Annotated in this window: 14 protein-coding genes; 5 read left to right on the top strand and 9 right to left on the bottom strand. The window is 69.2% G+C overall.

Going from position 1 to position 14485, the window contains the following annotated elements; genetic code table 11:
- The first annotated feature begins 79 nt into the window (after positions 1-79).
- Together L615_RS06820 and L615_RS06815 are read left to right on the top strand one after the other, a co-directional pair.
- Positions 80-1492, top strand: a complete 1413-nt coding sequence (locus L615_RS06820; protein ID WP_261376584.1) for a DUF6880 family protein — start codon at positions 80-82, stop codon at positions 1490-1492.
- Positions 1493-1992: 500 nt separating this feature from the next.
- Positions 1993-2577 (top strand): hypothetical protein, encoded by a 585-nt coding sequence (locus L615_RS06815; RefSeq protein ID WP_028656872.1) that lies wholly within the window; start codon positions 1993-1995, stop codon positions 2575-2577.
- Positions 2578-3490: 913 nt separating this feature from the next.
- On the opposite strand, the gene L615_RS06810 is transcribed toward L615_RS06815, so the two are convergent.
- The 3 genes from L615_RS06810 to L615_RS06800 form a co-directional block, all read right to left on the bottom strand.
- A complete protein-coding gene (locus L615_RS06810; protein ID WP_261376583.1) occupies positions 3491-4384 on the bottom strand; it encodes a nucleotidyl transferase AbiEii/AbiGii toxin family protein in 894 nt (297 codons plus the stop codon).
- Positions 4381-4965 (bottom strand): hypothetical protein, encoded by a 585-nt coding sequence (locus tag L615_RS06805; RefSeq protein WP_222430476.1) that lies wholly within the window; start codon positions 4963-4965, stop codon positions 4381-4383. Before L615_RS06805 ends, L615_RS06810 begins: the two co-directional genes overlap by 4 nt.
- Positions 4966-5092: 127 nt before the next feature.
- On the bottom strand, positions 5093-5434 hold the full coding sequence (locus L615_RS06800) for an AlpA family transcriptional regulator (RefSeq protein WP_145724547.1): 342 nt from the start codon (positions 5432-5434) through the stop codon (positions 5093-5095).
- 503 nt (positions 5435-5937) lie between these two features.
- Between L615_RS06800 and L615_RS06795 the strand changes: the two genes are divergently transcribed.
- On the top strand, positions 5938-6171 hold the full coding sequence (locus tag L615_RS06795) for a hypothetical protein (RefSeq protein WP_145724546.1): 234 nt from the start codon (positions 5938-5940) through the stop codon (positions 6169-6171).
- A 303-nt stretch (positions 6172-6474) separates the two neighbouring features.
- Here the strand turns inward: L615_RS06795 and gap are convergent, their stop codons facing one another.
- Genes gap through L615_RS06775 form a run of 4 tightly spaced genes read right to left on the bottom strand, consistent with a single transcriptional unit; the run spans position 6475 to position 10298 of the window.
- Entirely contained in the window at positions 6475-7473 is a 999-nt protein-coding gene (gene gap / locus L615_RS06790; protein ID WP_145724545.1) for a type I glyceraldehyde-3-phosphate dehydrogenase, read from the bottom strand.
- The gene (locus tag L615_RS06785; protein WP_261376582.1) at positions 7470-8435 is read right to left on the bottom strand and encodes an AAA family ATPase; all 966 of its coding nucleotides are present in this window, start codon (positions 8433-8435) and stop codon (positions 7470-7472) included. Before L615_RS06785 ends, gap begins: the two co-directional genes overlap by 4 nt.
- The gene (locus L615_RS06780; protein ID WP_028656410.1) at positions 8425-8838 is read right to left on the bottom strand and encodes a ribulose bisphosphate carboxylase small subunit; all 414 of its coding nucleotides are present in this window, start codon (positions 8836-8838) and stop codon (positions 8425-8427) included. The genes L615_RS06785 and L615_RS06780 overlap by 11 nt, the downstream gene beginning before the upstream one ends.
- 11 nt (positions 8839-8849) lie before the next feature.
- The gene (locus L615_RS06775; RefSeq protein WP_028656409.1) at positions 8850-10298 is read right to left on the bottom strand and encodes a form I ribulose bisphosphate carboxylase large subunit; all 1449 of its coding nucleotides are present in this window, start codon (positions 10296-10298) and stop codon (positions 8850-8852) included.
- Between the two features lie 116 nt (positions 10299-10414).
- On the opposite strand from L615_RS06775, the gene L615_RS06770 reads away from it, so the two are divergent.
- Both L615_RS06770 and L615_RS06765 read left to right on the top strand, forming a co-directional pair.
- Positions 10415-11305 carry a LysR family transcriptional regulator gene (locus L615_RS06770; RefSeq protein ID WP_186449763.1) on the top strand — a complete coding sequence of 297 codons (891 nt, stop codon included), beginning with the start codon at positions 10415-10417 and terminating at the stop codon, positions 11303-11305.
- 35 nt (positions 11306-11340) lie between these two features.
- Positions 11341-12351, top strand: a complete 1011-nt coding sequence (locus L615_RS06765; protein ID WP_145724544.1) for a class I fructose-bisphosphate aldolase — start codon at positions 11341-11343, stop codon at positions 12349-12351.
- 123 nt (positions 12352-12474) lie between these two features.
- On the opposite strand, the gene L615_RS06760 is transcribed toward L615_RS06765, so the two are convergent.
- Complete coding sequence (locus L615_RS06760) at positions 12475-13659, bottom strand: GAF domain-containing sensor histidine kinase (protein WP_222430475.1); 1185 nt, start codon at positions 13657-13659, stop codon at positions 12475-12477.
- A gap of 19 nt (positions 13660-13678) precedes the next feature.
- Positions 13679-14371 carry a response regulator transcription factor gene (locus L615_RS06755; RefSeq protein ID WP_145724543.1) on the bottom strand — a complete coding sequence of 231 codons (693 nt, stop codon included), beginning with the start codon at positions 14369-14371 and terminating at the stop codon, positions 13679-13681.
- Positions 14372-14485: the final 114 nt, after the last annotated feature.

Raw genomic sequence — 14485 nt, 5'->3', positions numbered from 1 at the left:
CGGAACGGACGACCAGGGCCGGCACGACCCGCCGGCCGCCGACTCCTCGCTTCCAACCCGTGAGGGCGTCATCGCCCGCATGTCGCTGACCCACCGGGCCGGCAGCGGAACACCGCCACGCGTCACGGCGCAGCGCCGACCGAGCGGATCGAAGGGGGGCCGGCGCGAGAATCGGAGCGGTTCGCGGAGCGGTGGTGGTGGGAGCCTGAGGCTGGGTGCGACGAGGCAGGTCAGAGAAGCGGGCGTGCAGAATGAGCGCGTGACCTCACTGGCCGACGCCGTACTGCCCCTGATCCGCACGCGCTCGGACCTCCACCGCTACAGCGCTGCCAACGCGCACGGCCGGGACATGCACGAGGCGATCGACATGCTCGAAGCGGCCATCCCGACCACGGACCCGGCCGAGATCTACACGGTGACGCACAAGGCCCTCGCCTCGTCGCTGAAGGTGATCGCGCGTGCGGATGACTCCGCGGGGATCATCGGCGACGCCTGCCGCCGGCTCCTCGAGCTCCACCCGCGCGCAGCGGCCTCAGCCAGGACACCGGTCGGCAAGCTGATCGACTGGATGATCAGGTTCCAGTTCGACGACAACGAGGTGGACTACTTCGAGCTCGACCCGGTGGCCTATGCGCCGGCGCTCGGTGACGTCGGCATGGCCGCCTACCGGAAGCGCCTGGCGGAGGTCGAGGCGAAGCTCGGACCGCGCCCCTCGGAGGACGAGCGATGGTCGTCAGGTCACTCACACGCGTGGTTCACACTCGACTGGAACGCGCAGCGGCTCGCCGTGCTCGACCACGACATCGACGCGATCATCCGCACCCACGCGAAGGACCGGAAGGCCGCGGCGTGGCTGCAGGAGACAGCCGAGGCCTTCGAGGAGATCGGCGAGATCGATCTCGCCATCGACTGGGCGAAACAAGCCACGGACTTCGACCGCGGGCACCAGTCGCGCAAGGCCGCGGACTACTGGTGCGGCCTGCTGGAGGCGCACCGACCGGCCGAGGCACTGGATGCCCGGCTCTCGGTCTTCCGCAAGTGGCCTTCCTCGACATCGGCGGCACGGCTGCACAAGGCCTCCGGCAAGGCGTGGCTCGACCATCGCGACGAGGTGATGGCCACGCTCGCGTCGAGCCCGAGCGACGCAGTGCTGTTCGCGCTCCTGACGCTGAAGGACCCCGAGCTCGGCTGGAACCTCGCACACTCGCTCGCGCTCGACAGCGACCACACGTGGAGCGAGCTGGTGAAGGCCTACGAGAAGGTCGACCCGATCGCCGTGCTCCCTGTGCACCAGCGCCTTGTCGAGAACGAGCTGGTCGAGGCGGGCGCGCAGCACTACCGGCTCGCGGCACGCCGTCTGGCCAAGATGCGGAAGCTCGCTGCGGGATCCGAGCACGCTGACAGGATCGACGAGTTGATCGCCGAACTTCGGGAGACGCATCGTCGCCGGCCGCGACTTCAGCAGGAGTTCGACCGAGCCGGATTGCCCTGACGGCAAGCTCTGTCCGGCGCTACCGAGGACCCGGGCGTCGGGTGTCGCCAGACTTTGCGGCAGGAGCCTCGTGGACCATCCGGCTCGTCCGTTCCGAGTCCCTGCCTGAGCGCCTTGGCGCGTAGCCGCTGCCCCGGCGGATGAGCCCGCTCGTGCCGCGCCCGCGCCCGCCTCTCCGCGCGAGCCGGCTTGGTCCTTCCCAAGCAGGTCGACCCGGGTCCTGACCGTACGGGCGGGTCCGACATCGACGAGCCGACGTGGTCGTCCCTGTGGGCGAACGCCTGGTCGATGAGCTCGGCGGTCAGCGGGTTCACCTCACCCGCTCGAGCGGGTTCCTCGGCCAGGCTGGCGGCCGCGGAGTATTCGAACCGGGACCAAGGACCCATGCCGCGACTGCCGCTCGACCCTGCAGCGCTCTGTCGCCGACAGCGAGGCTGGGAGCACCAGGACCCGCAGGGGTTCGACCAGCGGGGCCTCGCCCCACGACCAGGAGGCCACAGATGACCGCCGTGCAGCACCATCCTCACGTCGACGTACTCGTCGAACGAGACATCGTCACCCACCAGAACGCCCGTCGCGGACTCTCCGTGCTTCGGATCGGCTTCGGCCTGACCTTCCTGTGGGCGTTCCTGGACAAGACGCTCGCCCTCGGCTTCGCCACCGGCAAGAACGCCGAGACCGGCGCGGTGGACTACTTCGGTCCCGATGCGTGGATCAACGGCGGCAGCCCGACCTTCGGGTTCCTGAGCTTCGGCGTTCCCGAGGACAACCCGTTCCACGAGCTCTTCGGCAGCATCGCCGGCGATGGCTGGGCCAACTGGCTGTTCATGGTCGGCCTGCTGGGCATCGGCATCGCGCTCACGCTCGGCGTGGGCATCCGCATCGCCGCCGTCACCGGGGCTGCGCTCTACGTGATGATGTGGATCGCGTCGATGCCGCTGGAGAACAACCCCGTGGTCGACGACCACCTGCTCGGCGCCATCACGGTGGTCGTGCTCGCCGTCACCCTGGCGGGCGACACCTGGGGTCTTGGCAAGCAGTGGGCCCAGACCCAGCTCGTGCGCCGGTTTCCCTTCCTGCGGTGACCATCCACGACAACCCGGTTCGGAGCCCGTGAGCGTCGCTCACGGGCTCCGTTCTTGCTCCATCGGCTGGATGACCATCGCCGAACGTCCCCGCAAAGAGGTCCGCCGAGCGCTCATTGCTCCTGATCGACGTCGACGGCTGCCTCTCGCCGCACCACCTGGAAGGGGTTTCACGACGCGTGGCAAGTCCAACTCAGCCTTGATCGCACCCGTGCTTCCATCGTGGCCGTCAGCACGACCTTGGGCTCGAGGTCGAGGCCCTGGGCCGGCTTCCGGATCTCTCCGAAGGCCGCCCCTGACCTACTGCTTCTGCTGGTAGCAGGGGGCAGGACTTGATCCTGCGACCTCTGGGCGGATCTGGTCCGATTTCCGCCAACTTCCGTCGATCGTGGTCAGCACCGGATAGCCGGATTGACGTGGGCAGACGGTGTCTTGCGACTCGTCCACAGTGCCTCACGGATCGGCACGCTGCCAGTCGCCTCGGGCTCAATGTGGTGGATCAACGGGTTACGGCGAACGCGTTGCTCGCCCGGCGCGTCCGCCTAGGATCCGATGCATGCTCCCGCCCGAACTGCCGGCCAACGGTCAACTCGGCAACTCGAAGCCGCGCTCGGGCTCTACTGGGACGACCAGCACCTGGGGCATCGTCAACGCAGAGGGTACGCCTCCAGGAGTTTCTTGACTTCTTCGCGCAGAACTACGACGAGCTTTGGTCAGTCTGGACGGTTGGCGAGTACGTCGACCTCGTCCTCGAGTCAGCGTGCGACGTCCTTCGCGCGGACCCAGAATGGGACCCTTCGTGCGTGGACAAGTTCGTCCGCGTTGCAGCGGCCATCGCTCCAGATCGCGTGACCTACTGGACCAAGCATGACTGGGCGATCGCCCCGCATCTGCCCCAACTGGGCTTCCGACGCTAGCTCCAGGCGAATCGGCCGGTGTCCCACGAGCCGGTTGCAGCGCCAGTCAGGACCGGATCCGCAAAGGAGATGACCGCTTCGAGTACGTCTGCGAACGACTCAGGCAGATGGTCCGAGTTGCTGCGCCGACGCCAAGCGACCCAGCGCGCCTGTCCAAGGTCGACGTAGCCGTCGAGGACTTCGGCCAGCGGCGACAACTGCGCATCACGGTGAGCGGCGACGGCGTCGATCGCCGCGCGCAGGTCGGTCGCCGAGACGGAGTGCCGTCGCGAGAGCGTCCAGATATCTCCGAAGTCGCGCCACCGCGTGTTGGCGACGCCCCGCTGGATCGCGGTCACGATCTTCTCTGCGTGCACCATCTGGATCGGATAGCCCGCCAGCACGATCGGTTCGCCGCCACGCAGGCGCGGGACCTCGACCGTGCTCGGAGCTGGCCAGATCGGGTCACCGACGTTGACGTCGACGTGGAACGGCAGGCTCGCCGACGCCAGGAGAGCGCCCATGCTGACACGAACGCCGGAGTACGCGTCCTCCTCCCGAATCACCTCGGACTTGGCCGTCTCGGGCAGGAACACGACGCCGTCCTCCAAGGGCGGCGACGTCTCCACGATCGAGCGGACGAGCTCGAGCACCGTCGCCGCATCGTTCGCCAAATTGAGCCCAGCGAGGTCGACGTCCCGCGTCGGCCGGCGCTCGTCGAACGCCGCCAGCAGCACCCCGCCCTTGAGCACGAACCGATCCCGGAGGTCACTCACTGCCAGTCGGCTCAGGAATGCCTCCAGGACGTAGAGCTGCAGCAGCTCCTGGGTCGGGCGCTTCTCGCGCTCCGCACGGTTCTTGAGATCGAGATAGGCGTCAGCCTCTGTCGTTCCCCGAGATATGCGGCTCACAGCAGGATCTCCAGGGTCTTGCGGATGGTGCTCGCAGCGCGTGGGAACGAGCTCGACAGCCGGAGCAACTCGGACGGTTGGCCGCCTTGGCGAAGCCATCGCTTGAGGGCATCGTTCGCCAGGTCGGCGCCGTCGAGATGCCGAAGCCGATAGGCATCGATGATGCTGCGCTCAGCCGAGTAGATCCCGATCGAGTGATCGTCGTCGAGCTCCAACTGGTCGCGGCCGAGCTCGAACGTCGCCTTGTCGAAGTGGCGCCATCTAACGGGCGCACTCGTTTCCGGTGTCCATCTCCCCCGCGGGATCGCGATGTCGAACTGGGCGGGGATGTCATCGATCAGACCGTGCCTCGACAGCGCTGACCCCAGGCAGATCGTCGCCATCGGGGCCTTTGCAGAGATCTCCAGCAGGTCATCGTCGCCGATCGAGTCAGTCTTGCGGTAAAGGCCTCGCGAGATCGCGGTGATCTGGCCGCTCTCGATGAGCGAGCGGAACTGGCGCTCGTTGAGCTGTTCGCGCGCGTCGGAGTATCGGAAGGTGTCAGGCAGCATGGCGAGCAGCGCGGACGCGGTCGAAGGCACCCTGCTCACCTCCGTAGGAAATCCTCAACAGAAACATCTTTAGTGTAGAGGATTTCCTACACAGGGTCCCAGTACGCAAGGGTGCGACCGGTGGAGCCAGTCGTCGACCCACTTCCGATCGGGCTCATCAGGGACGGTCGCGTCGTCTCCTGCCGCAGCCAACGTTGCCTCGGCAGCGTCCAGCGCTTCGAGTACGAGTACCTCGGGCAGCGAGACCTCCCCGCGGCGCACCGACCGCAGGAACGACAGATCCGGTTTCGGAACGGGAAGCGTGTCCGACCGGTGCGCAGCAGTTCGTCCATTCCGCGACGTCGGTGACGGCGAACTTGAGTCGCTTGCCGAACTTGAAGGCTTGCGGCGCCGTACCTGCGCACCGCCAGCCATAGATGGTCTGGATCGGGACGCTGAGGTAGGCAGCAAGCTCCTCGACGTCGATCAGGGGCTCCAGGCCCAGTTCGTTGGTGTCCATGACACCAAGGTGCACGGGACGAACCGAGCGATCGGCAGTCGACGCCCTTGGTTTCGAGGCTCGCTGCGCTCGCACCTCAACCGGCGGGCGGAAAGAGTTGGGTTCTTCATGGATCGCCATGGCGACCTCCAAAAGCAGATCGAGGCCAGACGATGTCTGACCTCGATCTCTTGGTAGCGGGGGCAGGATTTGAACCTGCGACCTCTGGGCATCCGGCGCGAGCGGGCGTCATTGGCCCAGCCCTTGCTGCCCTTTGCGCATTCGAGCGCTGACCTGCGCGAACACCGCACGCGACGGCGACCCTAGGCGCGCACCTCTTGCTGGGATATGACCCGACGAGGCGACCCTTGCTGTGGTTTTCGGTGCCTAAGCGCGACACGGCTCGAATCTCCGTCCTCCTCGCGCGGCCCGGTCTCACTCGGCTCCGCCGAGCGCCGCCTCTGCCTCGTCGAAGAGGCCCCTTGGGTTGCCTTGGGCGTCGGAAGTATCCGCAACCTGAGCTTGTGTACCTGCCAGCCCAAATGGGCGGTGACTATGGGATCGAGGGCTTCTCGACAGACGGCATCGCCTACCAGTGCTATGCCGACCAAGACTCGTTGGGCCTCCGCGCAAGGACCGACAAGCAGAAGAAGAAGCTCTACGACGACACGGTCAAGCTGAAGACGCACGCGGACAAGAGCAAGGTGAAGCGCCCCAGGTTCTCTGCCGCTCCTATGCGGGTTGCGGCCCTCGGTTGACAGTCGCGTAGTAGGCGGCCTCGTGCTCGACCGGGGTCGGCCTTGCGGTGCTTGTCCACCGCGCCGAGTTTGTGGGAGATCTTCAAGCGGCCAAGCACATAACGACATATTGCAACTATCTGACCGACGTTGAATCGAACGCTCCTGAGGAGCGACCTACCCGTCGGCGTGGCCGACCGTCCTGGGCGCAGACCGTGTCGGTCTCGGCACGGCGGACGGCGAAGGGGACCTCGCCCTGTCATGTGCCGCTGACCTCGCCCAGTCCGTTGTACTCCGTCACAAGCTTCAGAGCCTGAGTGGCGCTCAGAGCGAGGCGCCGACGTGGCTGATCAGGTCAGCGAGGCGGTTGGAGTAGCCCCACTCGTTGTCGTACCAGCCCGCGACCTTGACCTGGTTGCCGATCACCTTCGTGAGCGGGGCGTCGAAGACGCACGAGGCCGGGTTGGTGACGATGTCCGAGGACACGATCGGGTCGGTCGAGTAGACCAGGAACCGGCCGTCGGCAGCGGCCCTCACGATCTCGTTGACCTCGTCGACGGACGTCTCGCGCGAGGCCTCGAACGACAGGTCGGTCAGGGAGCCCGTGGGGGTGGGCACCCGCAGGGCGTAGCCGTCGAGCTTGCCCTTGAGCTCGGGCAGCACCAGGCCGATCGCCTTCGCGGCGCCCGTCGACGTGGGGATGATGTTCAGCGCGGCGGCGCGGGCGCGGCGCAGGTCCTTGTGGATGTTGTCCTGCAGGTTCTGGTCGGCGGTGTAGGCGTGGACCGTGGTCATCAGGCCCTTGACGATGCCGAGGCCGTCGTTGAGCGCCTTCGCCATCGGGCCGAGGCAGTTGGTCGTGCACGAGGCGTTCGAGATGACGGTGTGGGCGTCCGGCTCGTAGAGCTCGTGGTTGACGCCCATCACGATCGTGATGTCCTCGTTCGAGGCAGGCGCCGAGATGATGACCTTCTTCGCACCGCCGCCGTCGACATGGGCGCGGGCCTTGGTGGCGTCGGTGAAGAAGCCCGTCGACTCGACGACGACGTCCACGCCGAGATCACCCCAGCCCAGGGCGGCAGGGTCGCGCTCGGCGAAGGCCTTGATCTCCGTGCCGCCGACGATGATTGCGTCGTCGGTCGAGGTGACCTCGGTGCCGAGAGGGCCGAGGATCGAGTCGTACTTCAGCAGGTGCGCGAGCGTCGCGTTGTCGGTCAGGTCGTTGACCCCGACGATCTCGATGCCGGCCCCGCTGGCCTGCACTGCGCGGAAGAAATTGCGGCCGATCCGGCCGAATCCGTTGATGCCTACGCGGACAGTCACTGGGTTGCTCCCTTGTCGAGCTCGTCGTTCTGGTCGTTCTGATCGATCGGGTCGTCGGCGTCCGGCGTCCGGTCGGGCGCGGCGCGGAACAGGCTGCTCCCGCGGACGTCCCCCTCGGCGAGGGTCACCAGGTCGTCGCGGGTGAGGGGCTGGTGGAGCTCCACCAGGCGCTTGGCCTGGCGGAGCCGGCAGCGCTCGACGGCGTTGCGGACGCTGCGGGCGTTGGAGAACCGGGGCTGGCGCATGCGCAGCTCGAGGTAGTCCGAGAAGGCCGCCCGGGCCGCAGGCGCGAAGCGGAAGTTCTCCCGCTCCACCATCAGGTCGGCGATCCGGACCAGCTCCTGGTGCGTGTAGTCGTCGAAGGAGATGTGGTGCGGCACCCGGGAGGAGAGGCCCGGGTTGGCGGAGAAGAAGGTGTCCATGCGGTCCTCGTAACCCGCGAAGATGACCACCATGCTGTCCCGCTCGCTCTCCATCTCCTGGAGCAGGATCTCGATCACCTCCTGCCCGTAGTCGCGCTCGTTCTCGGGCCGGTACAGGTAGTAGGCCTCGTCGATGAAGAGCACCCCACCGGCGGCCCGGGCGATCGCTTCCTTCGTCTTCGGCGCGGTGTGGCCGATGAACTGCCCCACCAAGTCGTCGCGGGTGACGGTGTGCACCCGCGGCGTCCTGATGTAGCCCATGGCGTGGAGGATCTGCGCCATCCGCTGGGCGACCGTCGTCTTGCCCGTCCCCGGACCGCCGGTGAAGCTCATGTGCAGCGTGGGACGCGACGAGCTCAGTCCCAGCTGCTGGCGCGCCCGGTCGACCAAGAGCAGCGCGGCGATCTCTCGCACCCGGTCCTTGACCGCGGCGAGGCCGACCAGGTCGGCCTCCAGCGAGGCGAGGGTCTCCTCGACCTGCCGGCGCGCGTCGTCGGCGTCGAGGTCGAACTCCTCCTCGGCCGGGTTCTCAGCCTCCACTGTGCTCACCCGACGGCGCGACGGTACGCACGCCATACACCTGGGCACGGCCGCCGCCCTCGGCCCTGGCCAGCTCGACGTCCGGCTCCACGGCCGGGCGCTGCACCAGGAAGGAGAGGGCGGTGGTCTGGCGGCCGAGCCGGGCGTCGTACGCCAGGACCCGGACGTAGTGGTTCGGGAAGGTCGACCGGCAGGCGTTGATCTCGACCATCACCCCGTCCGGTTCGACCAGGTCGAACAGCGGGAGGCCCCACATCTCCCAGTAGACGTTGCGCGGGTGGGGGTCGTCGGTGTGCTCGATCGACACCGGCCAGCCGTTGTCGAGTGCGTGGCGGACCTGGAGGGCGATCTCGTCGTCGGTCAGGTCGGGCAGGTAGGAGAAGGCTCCGTGGCGCAGGTACATGGTCTCGCTCCTCAGTAGCTCGGGGTCGGCACCGCGTCGGGCGCATCGGTGGAGGTGTATTCGAAGGTGACATCTCCCCAGGTGGCGAGCGCCGCCTCCAGGGGCCGGCACCGCTCGGCCGCTCGGCGCAGCACGTCGGGGCCCTCCCGGAGCAGGTCGCGCCCCTCGTTGCGCGCCTTCACGACCGCCTCCAGCGCGACCCGGTTCGCCTCCGCCCCCGCGGCGATGCCCATCGGGTGACCGATCGTGCCGCCGCCGAACTGCAGCACCACGTCGTCCCCGAAGAGGTCGAGGAGCTGGTGCATCTGGCCGGCGTGGATGCCGCCGGACGCGACCGGCATGACACCGGGCATGCTCGCCCAGTCCTGGTCGAAGAAGATCCCGTTGGCGGGGTTGGCCGGCACGTGGTCCTCGCGGAGGGTGTCGTAGAAGCCCCTCGTCGTGGCGGGGTCGCCCTCGAGCTTGCCGATCACGGTGCCGGCGTGGATGTGGTCGACGCCGATCAGGCGGCACCACTTGGAGATCACGCGGAAGCTGACGCCGTGCGTCTTCTGGCGGGTGTACGTCGAGTGCCCGGCTCGGTGCAGGTGGAGCAGGACGCCGTTCCTGCGGGCCCAGGTGGCCATCGACTGCATGGCGGTGTAGCCGATGGTCAGGTCGATCATGACGACCACGCTGCCCAGCTCCTTGGCGAGCTCCGCCCGCTCGTACATCTCCTCCATCGAACCGGCGGTGACGTTGAGGTAGTGCCCCTTGATCTCGCCAGTCTCGGCCATCGCCCGGTTGACGCCCTCCATGCAGTAGAGGAAGCGGTCGCGCCACCGCATGAACGGCTGCGAGTTGATGTTCTCGTCGTCCTTGGTGAAGTCCAGCCCGCCTCGGCAGGCCTCGTAGACCACGCGCCCGTAGTTGCGGGCGGACAGGCCGAGCTTCGGCTTGATCGTGGCACCGAGGAGTGGGCGGCCATACTTGTTCAGGTGCTCGCGCTCCATGACGATGCCGTGCGCCGGCCCCTGGAAGGTCTTGACGTAGGCGACGGGAATCCGCATGTCCTCGAGCCGGAGCGCGGTGAGCGGCTTGAAGCCAAACACGTTGCCGATGATCGAGCTGGTGAGGTTGGCGATGGAGCCCTCTTCGAACAGGTCGATGTCGTAGGCGATGTAGGCGAAGTACTCGCCGGGGCGCCCGGGAACGTCCTCTACTCGGTAGGCCTTCGCCTGGTAGTGGGTATTGGCCGTGAGCCGGTCGGTCCACACGACGGTCCACGTCGCGGTGGACGACTCGCCCGCGACGGCTGCGGCCGCCTCGATCGGGTCCACGCCCTTCTGGGGAGTCACCCGGAAGACGGCGAGCACGTCGGTGTCCTTGGGCACGTAGTCGGCGTCGTAGTAGCCCATCGACGCATAGCTGTGGACGCCCGGGTCCCAGCGGTTCTGCTCTTCCTTCTCCGCGACCGCCATGTGGTTGCTCCTTGCCTGCGAGGGTTCTTCGAGTACTCGAACTGTGGCCCGGCGCACCCCTCAGCGACTATGGAAATATTGATGGGCATTCATAATCTCTCAGTTAATGTTTGCCCATGAGGGACGTGACCTGGGCGAGGCTGCGGACCTTTGCGACCGTGGCGGAGACGGGCAGCATCCGTGGCGCGGCCGAGAAGCTGCACGTGACCGAACCGGCCGTGTCCGCGGCAGTCGGGAGCATCGAACGGCAACTGGGTGTCGAGCTGCTGAGCCGCGAGGGACGCGGCATCAGGCTCACGGAAAGCGGGCGGACCTACGCCCGCTACTGCCGCACTCTGCTCGGCCTCGCCGAGGAGGCGGCCGCGGCGGTGCGCACCCCGGCGACCGGCCGCCTGCGGATCGGCGCGGTCGCCACCGCGGGCGAGACCGTGCTCCCCCGCCTGCTCGCCGGCTTCCGGGACCGCTACCCCGAGGTCGACCTGAGCCTGTCCGTGCGCCCCCGCGACGACCTCTTCGCCGAGCTCGAGCAGCACGAGACCGACCTCGCGATCGCCGGGCGCCCGCCCCGCGGCTCCGGCCTGGTGTCGGTCGCCACCCGGCCCAACGGCCTCGTCGTCGTCACCGGAGCCGGGTACGACGTACCGCCGGCATCGGCCACGTGGCTGCTGCGCGGCCAAGGCTCCGGCACGCGATCGACCTGCCTCGCCCTGCTCGAGCAGCGCCAGTGGGAGCCGCCGACGCTCACCCTCGGCACGCTCGGCGCCGTGCTCGCCGCGGCCCGCGAGGGGCTGGGCCTCACCCTCGTGCACGCCGACGCGGTGGCCGGCGCCCTGCGCGAGGGCAGCCTGCGCGTCGTACACGTCACGGGGACGCCGCTGGACCGTCCCTGGCACCTGGTCACGAACAGCACGCCGCCGCCCGCGACCCGGCTCTTCGTGGAGCACGTGTGCGCCGCGGACGCGGCGGCGGACCTCCGATTCCACCCTCACAACCAACCGCGCGGGTGACGAGGCGGGCGGGGCGCCGCCGCCAGCCTGTGGGCATGCGAACCCTGGCCGACACCGCCCTCGCCCTCGTCAGCTCCGGACGCGGCATCCTCGCCGCGGACGAGAGCGTCCGCACCATGTCCCAGCGCCTCGAGGGCGAGAACATCCCCGCCACCGAGGAGAACCGCCGCCTCTACCGCGAGCTGCTGGTCTCGACGCCCGGCCTGTCCGACCTGGTCAGCGGCGTCATCCTGTGCGACGAGACGCTGCGCCAGCACGCGTCCGTGGGCGACATCGAGATGCCCTTCGCCGAGGCCTGCCACCGCTGGGGCATCCTGCCCGGCATCAAGGTCGACACCGGCACCTCCGCGCTCGCCGGTGCGCCCGGCGCCCTGGTCACCGAGGGCCTCGACGGCCTGCGCGGCCGGCTGGCGGAGTACGCCGCGATGGGCGCCGCCTTCGCGAAGTGGCGCGCGGTCATCGACGTCACCGCCGCGACCGACTACGCGCTGTCCGCCAACGCCCACGCGCTCGCCCGCTACGCGGCGCTGTGCCAGGAGCAGGGCCTGGTCCCGATCGTCGAGCCCGAGGTGCTCTGCTCCGGCGCCCACGACATCGACGTGTGCGCCGCGGTGAGCGACCGCGCGCTCGCCGCGGTCTTCGCCGAGCTGGAGGCCCAGCGGGTGGACCTCGGCGGCATCGTCCTCAAGCCCAACCTGGTCACCCCCGGCCTCGACGCGACCCCCGCGTCGGCCGAGGAGGTCGCTGCGGCGACCCTCGCGGTGCTCGACCGGCGCGTGCCGCCGGCCGTACCGGGCATCGCCTTCCTCTCCGGCGGCCACGACAACGACGCCGCCTGCCGGTACCTCGCCGCCCTCAACGTGGAGGCCGGGGAGCCGAGCTGGAACCTGACCTTCTCCTTCGGGCGGGCGCTGGTGAGCGATGCGCTCCACCAGTGGGGAGGTGAGGAGGCCAGCCGCGCGGGGGCGCAGGCCGTGCTCCTCGCCAACTGCACGCGGGCAGCCGGAGCGGTCGCCGGCCGTGCGCCGGCACCGTTGTCCGCGTGACCGCCGGGTGGCCGGCCCGCGGACTGACCATCCGTGGGCCGGCCACCCACCTTTTCGGGGCTCTCGCGGCTGGTTCGTGCGGTGAGGCTCCGGCGCGACCGCGCTGAGGGCTCTCCGCCCGGCTCAGTGCAGCGGGAACTCCACGATCACGGCCGTGCCCCGGCCCTCGATCGAGTCGATGCGCAAGGTGGCGCCGATCAGCGCCGAGCGCTCGACGATCGACTCCAGCCCGAAGTGCTCCGTGGCCGAGGACCGGCCTCGCTCCCGCACCGACTGGACGTCGAAGCCGGCGCCGTCATCGGTGACGCCCAGCACCGCCGCGTCGCCGACCCGGCGCAGCGACAGCACCACCCGGTGGGCCTGGGCGTGCTTGATCGCGTTGTTCAGCGCCTCCTGGGCGATGCGGAACAGGGCGGCCGCGGCGTGGTCGGGTACGACGTCGAAGGCCGTCGGCTCGTCGGAGCGGAACTCCACCTCGAGCTGCGGCAGCGACTGGCACAGCGACTCCAGGGCGGCCACCAGGCCGAGGTCCTCGAGCAGCAGCGAGTGCAGGCCGGTGATCGCGGCACGGGTCTCGTCGTAGGCCAGGCCGGCCAGCCGGCGGGCCGCGGCGATCTCCGCGAGCGTCCCGGTGAGCCGGGGGTCGGCGTCAGCGTCGCCACGCAGTGCCACGGCGAGGCCGGTGTGCGCCGCGCTGAGGTGGAAGGAGAGCGAGGCCAGCGCCTGGGTCACCCCGTCGTGGAGGTCGCCGGCGATCCGGCGCCGCTCCGCCTCCTGGGCGGAGATCGCCTGGGCGATCAGCCGGTCCCGCAGCGAGTGGTGGTCCTCGACGTCGCCGCGCAGCCCCTCGGCGTACAGGCGGATTCCGACGAGGTCGGCGAGGCGCTGGGCCCGGGCGAGCTCCTCGGTCTCGAAGGGGCGGTGGTCGCGGCGGTGCACCGAGATCACCCCGACGATGGTGCCCTCCAGCCCGTGCGCGGGCACGCACAGTCGCGAGACGACCTCGCCCTCGCCGAGGCCGAGCAGGGCGCGGTGGTACGGGTTGCGGGGCGCGTCGTCGACGATGGTCACCGAGTTGCCGCCTTGGGCGACGAGGCCGACGACGCCGTACCCGACGGGGATGCTCAGCTCCCGCGCGGCGTCCTCGTTGCCAGGGTAGGCGCCGCCGACGCGCAGCTCGGCGTCAACAACGACGAAGACGGTCGCCCCGTCCGCCTCGAACAGGTCGGCGAAGGCGCACGACACGTCGCGCAGGTCGAGCTCGCCCGAGGAGACCAGGAGCTCGTGGATCCGGCTCAGGTCCGCCACGAGGCCACGACCTGGACCGTCACTGGTAGAGGCCCTCGCGCAGGGCGACGGCGATCGCGCCGCCCCGGTCGGAGACGGCGAGCTTGCGGTAGAGCCCGCGGATGTGGGTCTTCACCGTGTCCTCGCTGACAACCAGCTTGGCCGCGATGCCCTTGTTGGAGTGGCTCGCCACCAGCAACGCCAGCACCTCGCTCTCGCGCTGGGTCAGGCCCAGCCGCGCGCCCGGCCAGAACTCGCCCGCGTTGACCCGGGCGGCCGACATCGCGATCCGTCCGGCCAGGGTCGGGTCGATCACCACGTCACCCGCCACCACCCGCTGGAGGTGCTCGACGAGCTCGGAGCCGTCCACCCGCTTGAGCACGTAGCCCGAGGCCTCCGCGCGCAGCGCCTGGTAGGCGTACTGCTCGTCGTCGTAGACCGTCAGGAACACCACGTGGGTCTCCGGCTGGAGCTGCTTGACCCGGCGGCACAGGTCCAGGCCGCTGTCGCGGCCGAGCCGGATGTCGCACAGCACGATGTCGGGCGAGGTCTCGCGGACCACGGAGATCGTGCCTGCCAGGTCGGTGGCCGTGCCGACCACCTCGACCTCGTCGGCGAAGTGGGCGAGCATGGCCTGTACGCCGTGCAGGACCATCTCGTGGTCGTCCGCCATCACGATGCGCGTGGGGCCGCTGCGCGTCGGCACAGCGACTGCCTCCTCCTCGGCCTCCATGACCGCAGCCTAGGCGCTCCGGCAGGCCCCGTCGGCCGCTGCGCGCGAATTCCACCAGCGCGGCCACCCCTGTGGGTGAGTCCCCGCGGGGGTCGGCTTCGGTCTCCTGTGAAC

Source organism: Nocardioides sp. J9 (genome assembly GCF_007829375.1).
Classification (GTDB): Bacteria; Actinomycetota; Actinomycetes; order Propionibacteriales; family Nocardioidaceae; genus Nocardioides.
Note: the sequence above shows the minus strand (reverse complement) of the source record. Positions and strands in the feature narration are given on the sequence as shown.

Coding starts and splice junctions, on each gene's coding strand:
- L615_RS06820 (WP_261376584.1), top strand. CDS start 80: ATGTCGCTGACCCACCGGGCCGGCAGCGGAACACCGCCACGCGTCACG.
- L615_RS06800 (WP_145724547.1), bottom strand. CDS start 5,434: ATGGACACCAACGAACTGGGCCTGGAGCCCCTGATCGACGTCGAGGAG.
- L615_RS06755 (WP_145724543.1), bottom strand. CDS start 14,371: ATGGAGGCCGAGGAGGAGGCAGTCGCTGTGCCGACGCGCAGCGGCCCC.
- L615_RS06770 (WP_186449763.1), top strand. CDS start 10,415: ATGAGGGACGTGACCTGGGCGAGGCTGCGGACCTTTGCGACCGTGGCG.
- L615_RS06780 (WP_028656410.1), bottom strand. CDS start 8,838: ATGTACCTGCGCCACGGAGCCTTCTCCTACCTGCCCGACCTGACCGAC.
- L615_RS06815 (WP_028656872.1), top strand. CDS start 1,993: ATGACCGCCGTGCAGCACCATCCTCACGTCGACGTACTCGTCGAACGA.
- L615_RS06765 (WP_145724544.1), top strand. CDS start 11,341: ATGCGAACCCTGGCCGACACCGCCCTCGCCCTCGTCAGCTCCGGACGC.
- L615_RS06775 (WP_028656409.1), bottom strand. CDS start 10,298: ATGGCGGTCGCGGAGAAGGAAGAGCAGAACCGCTGGGACCCGGGCGTC.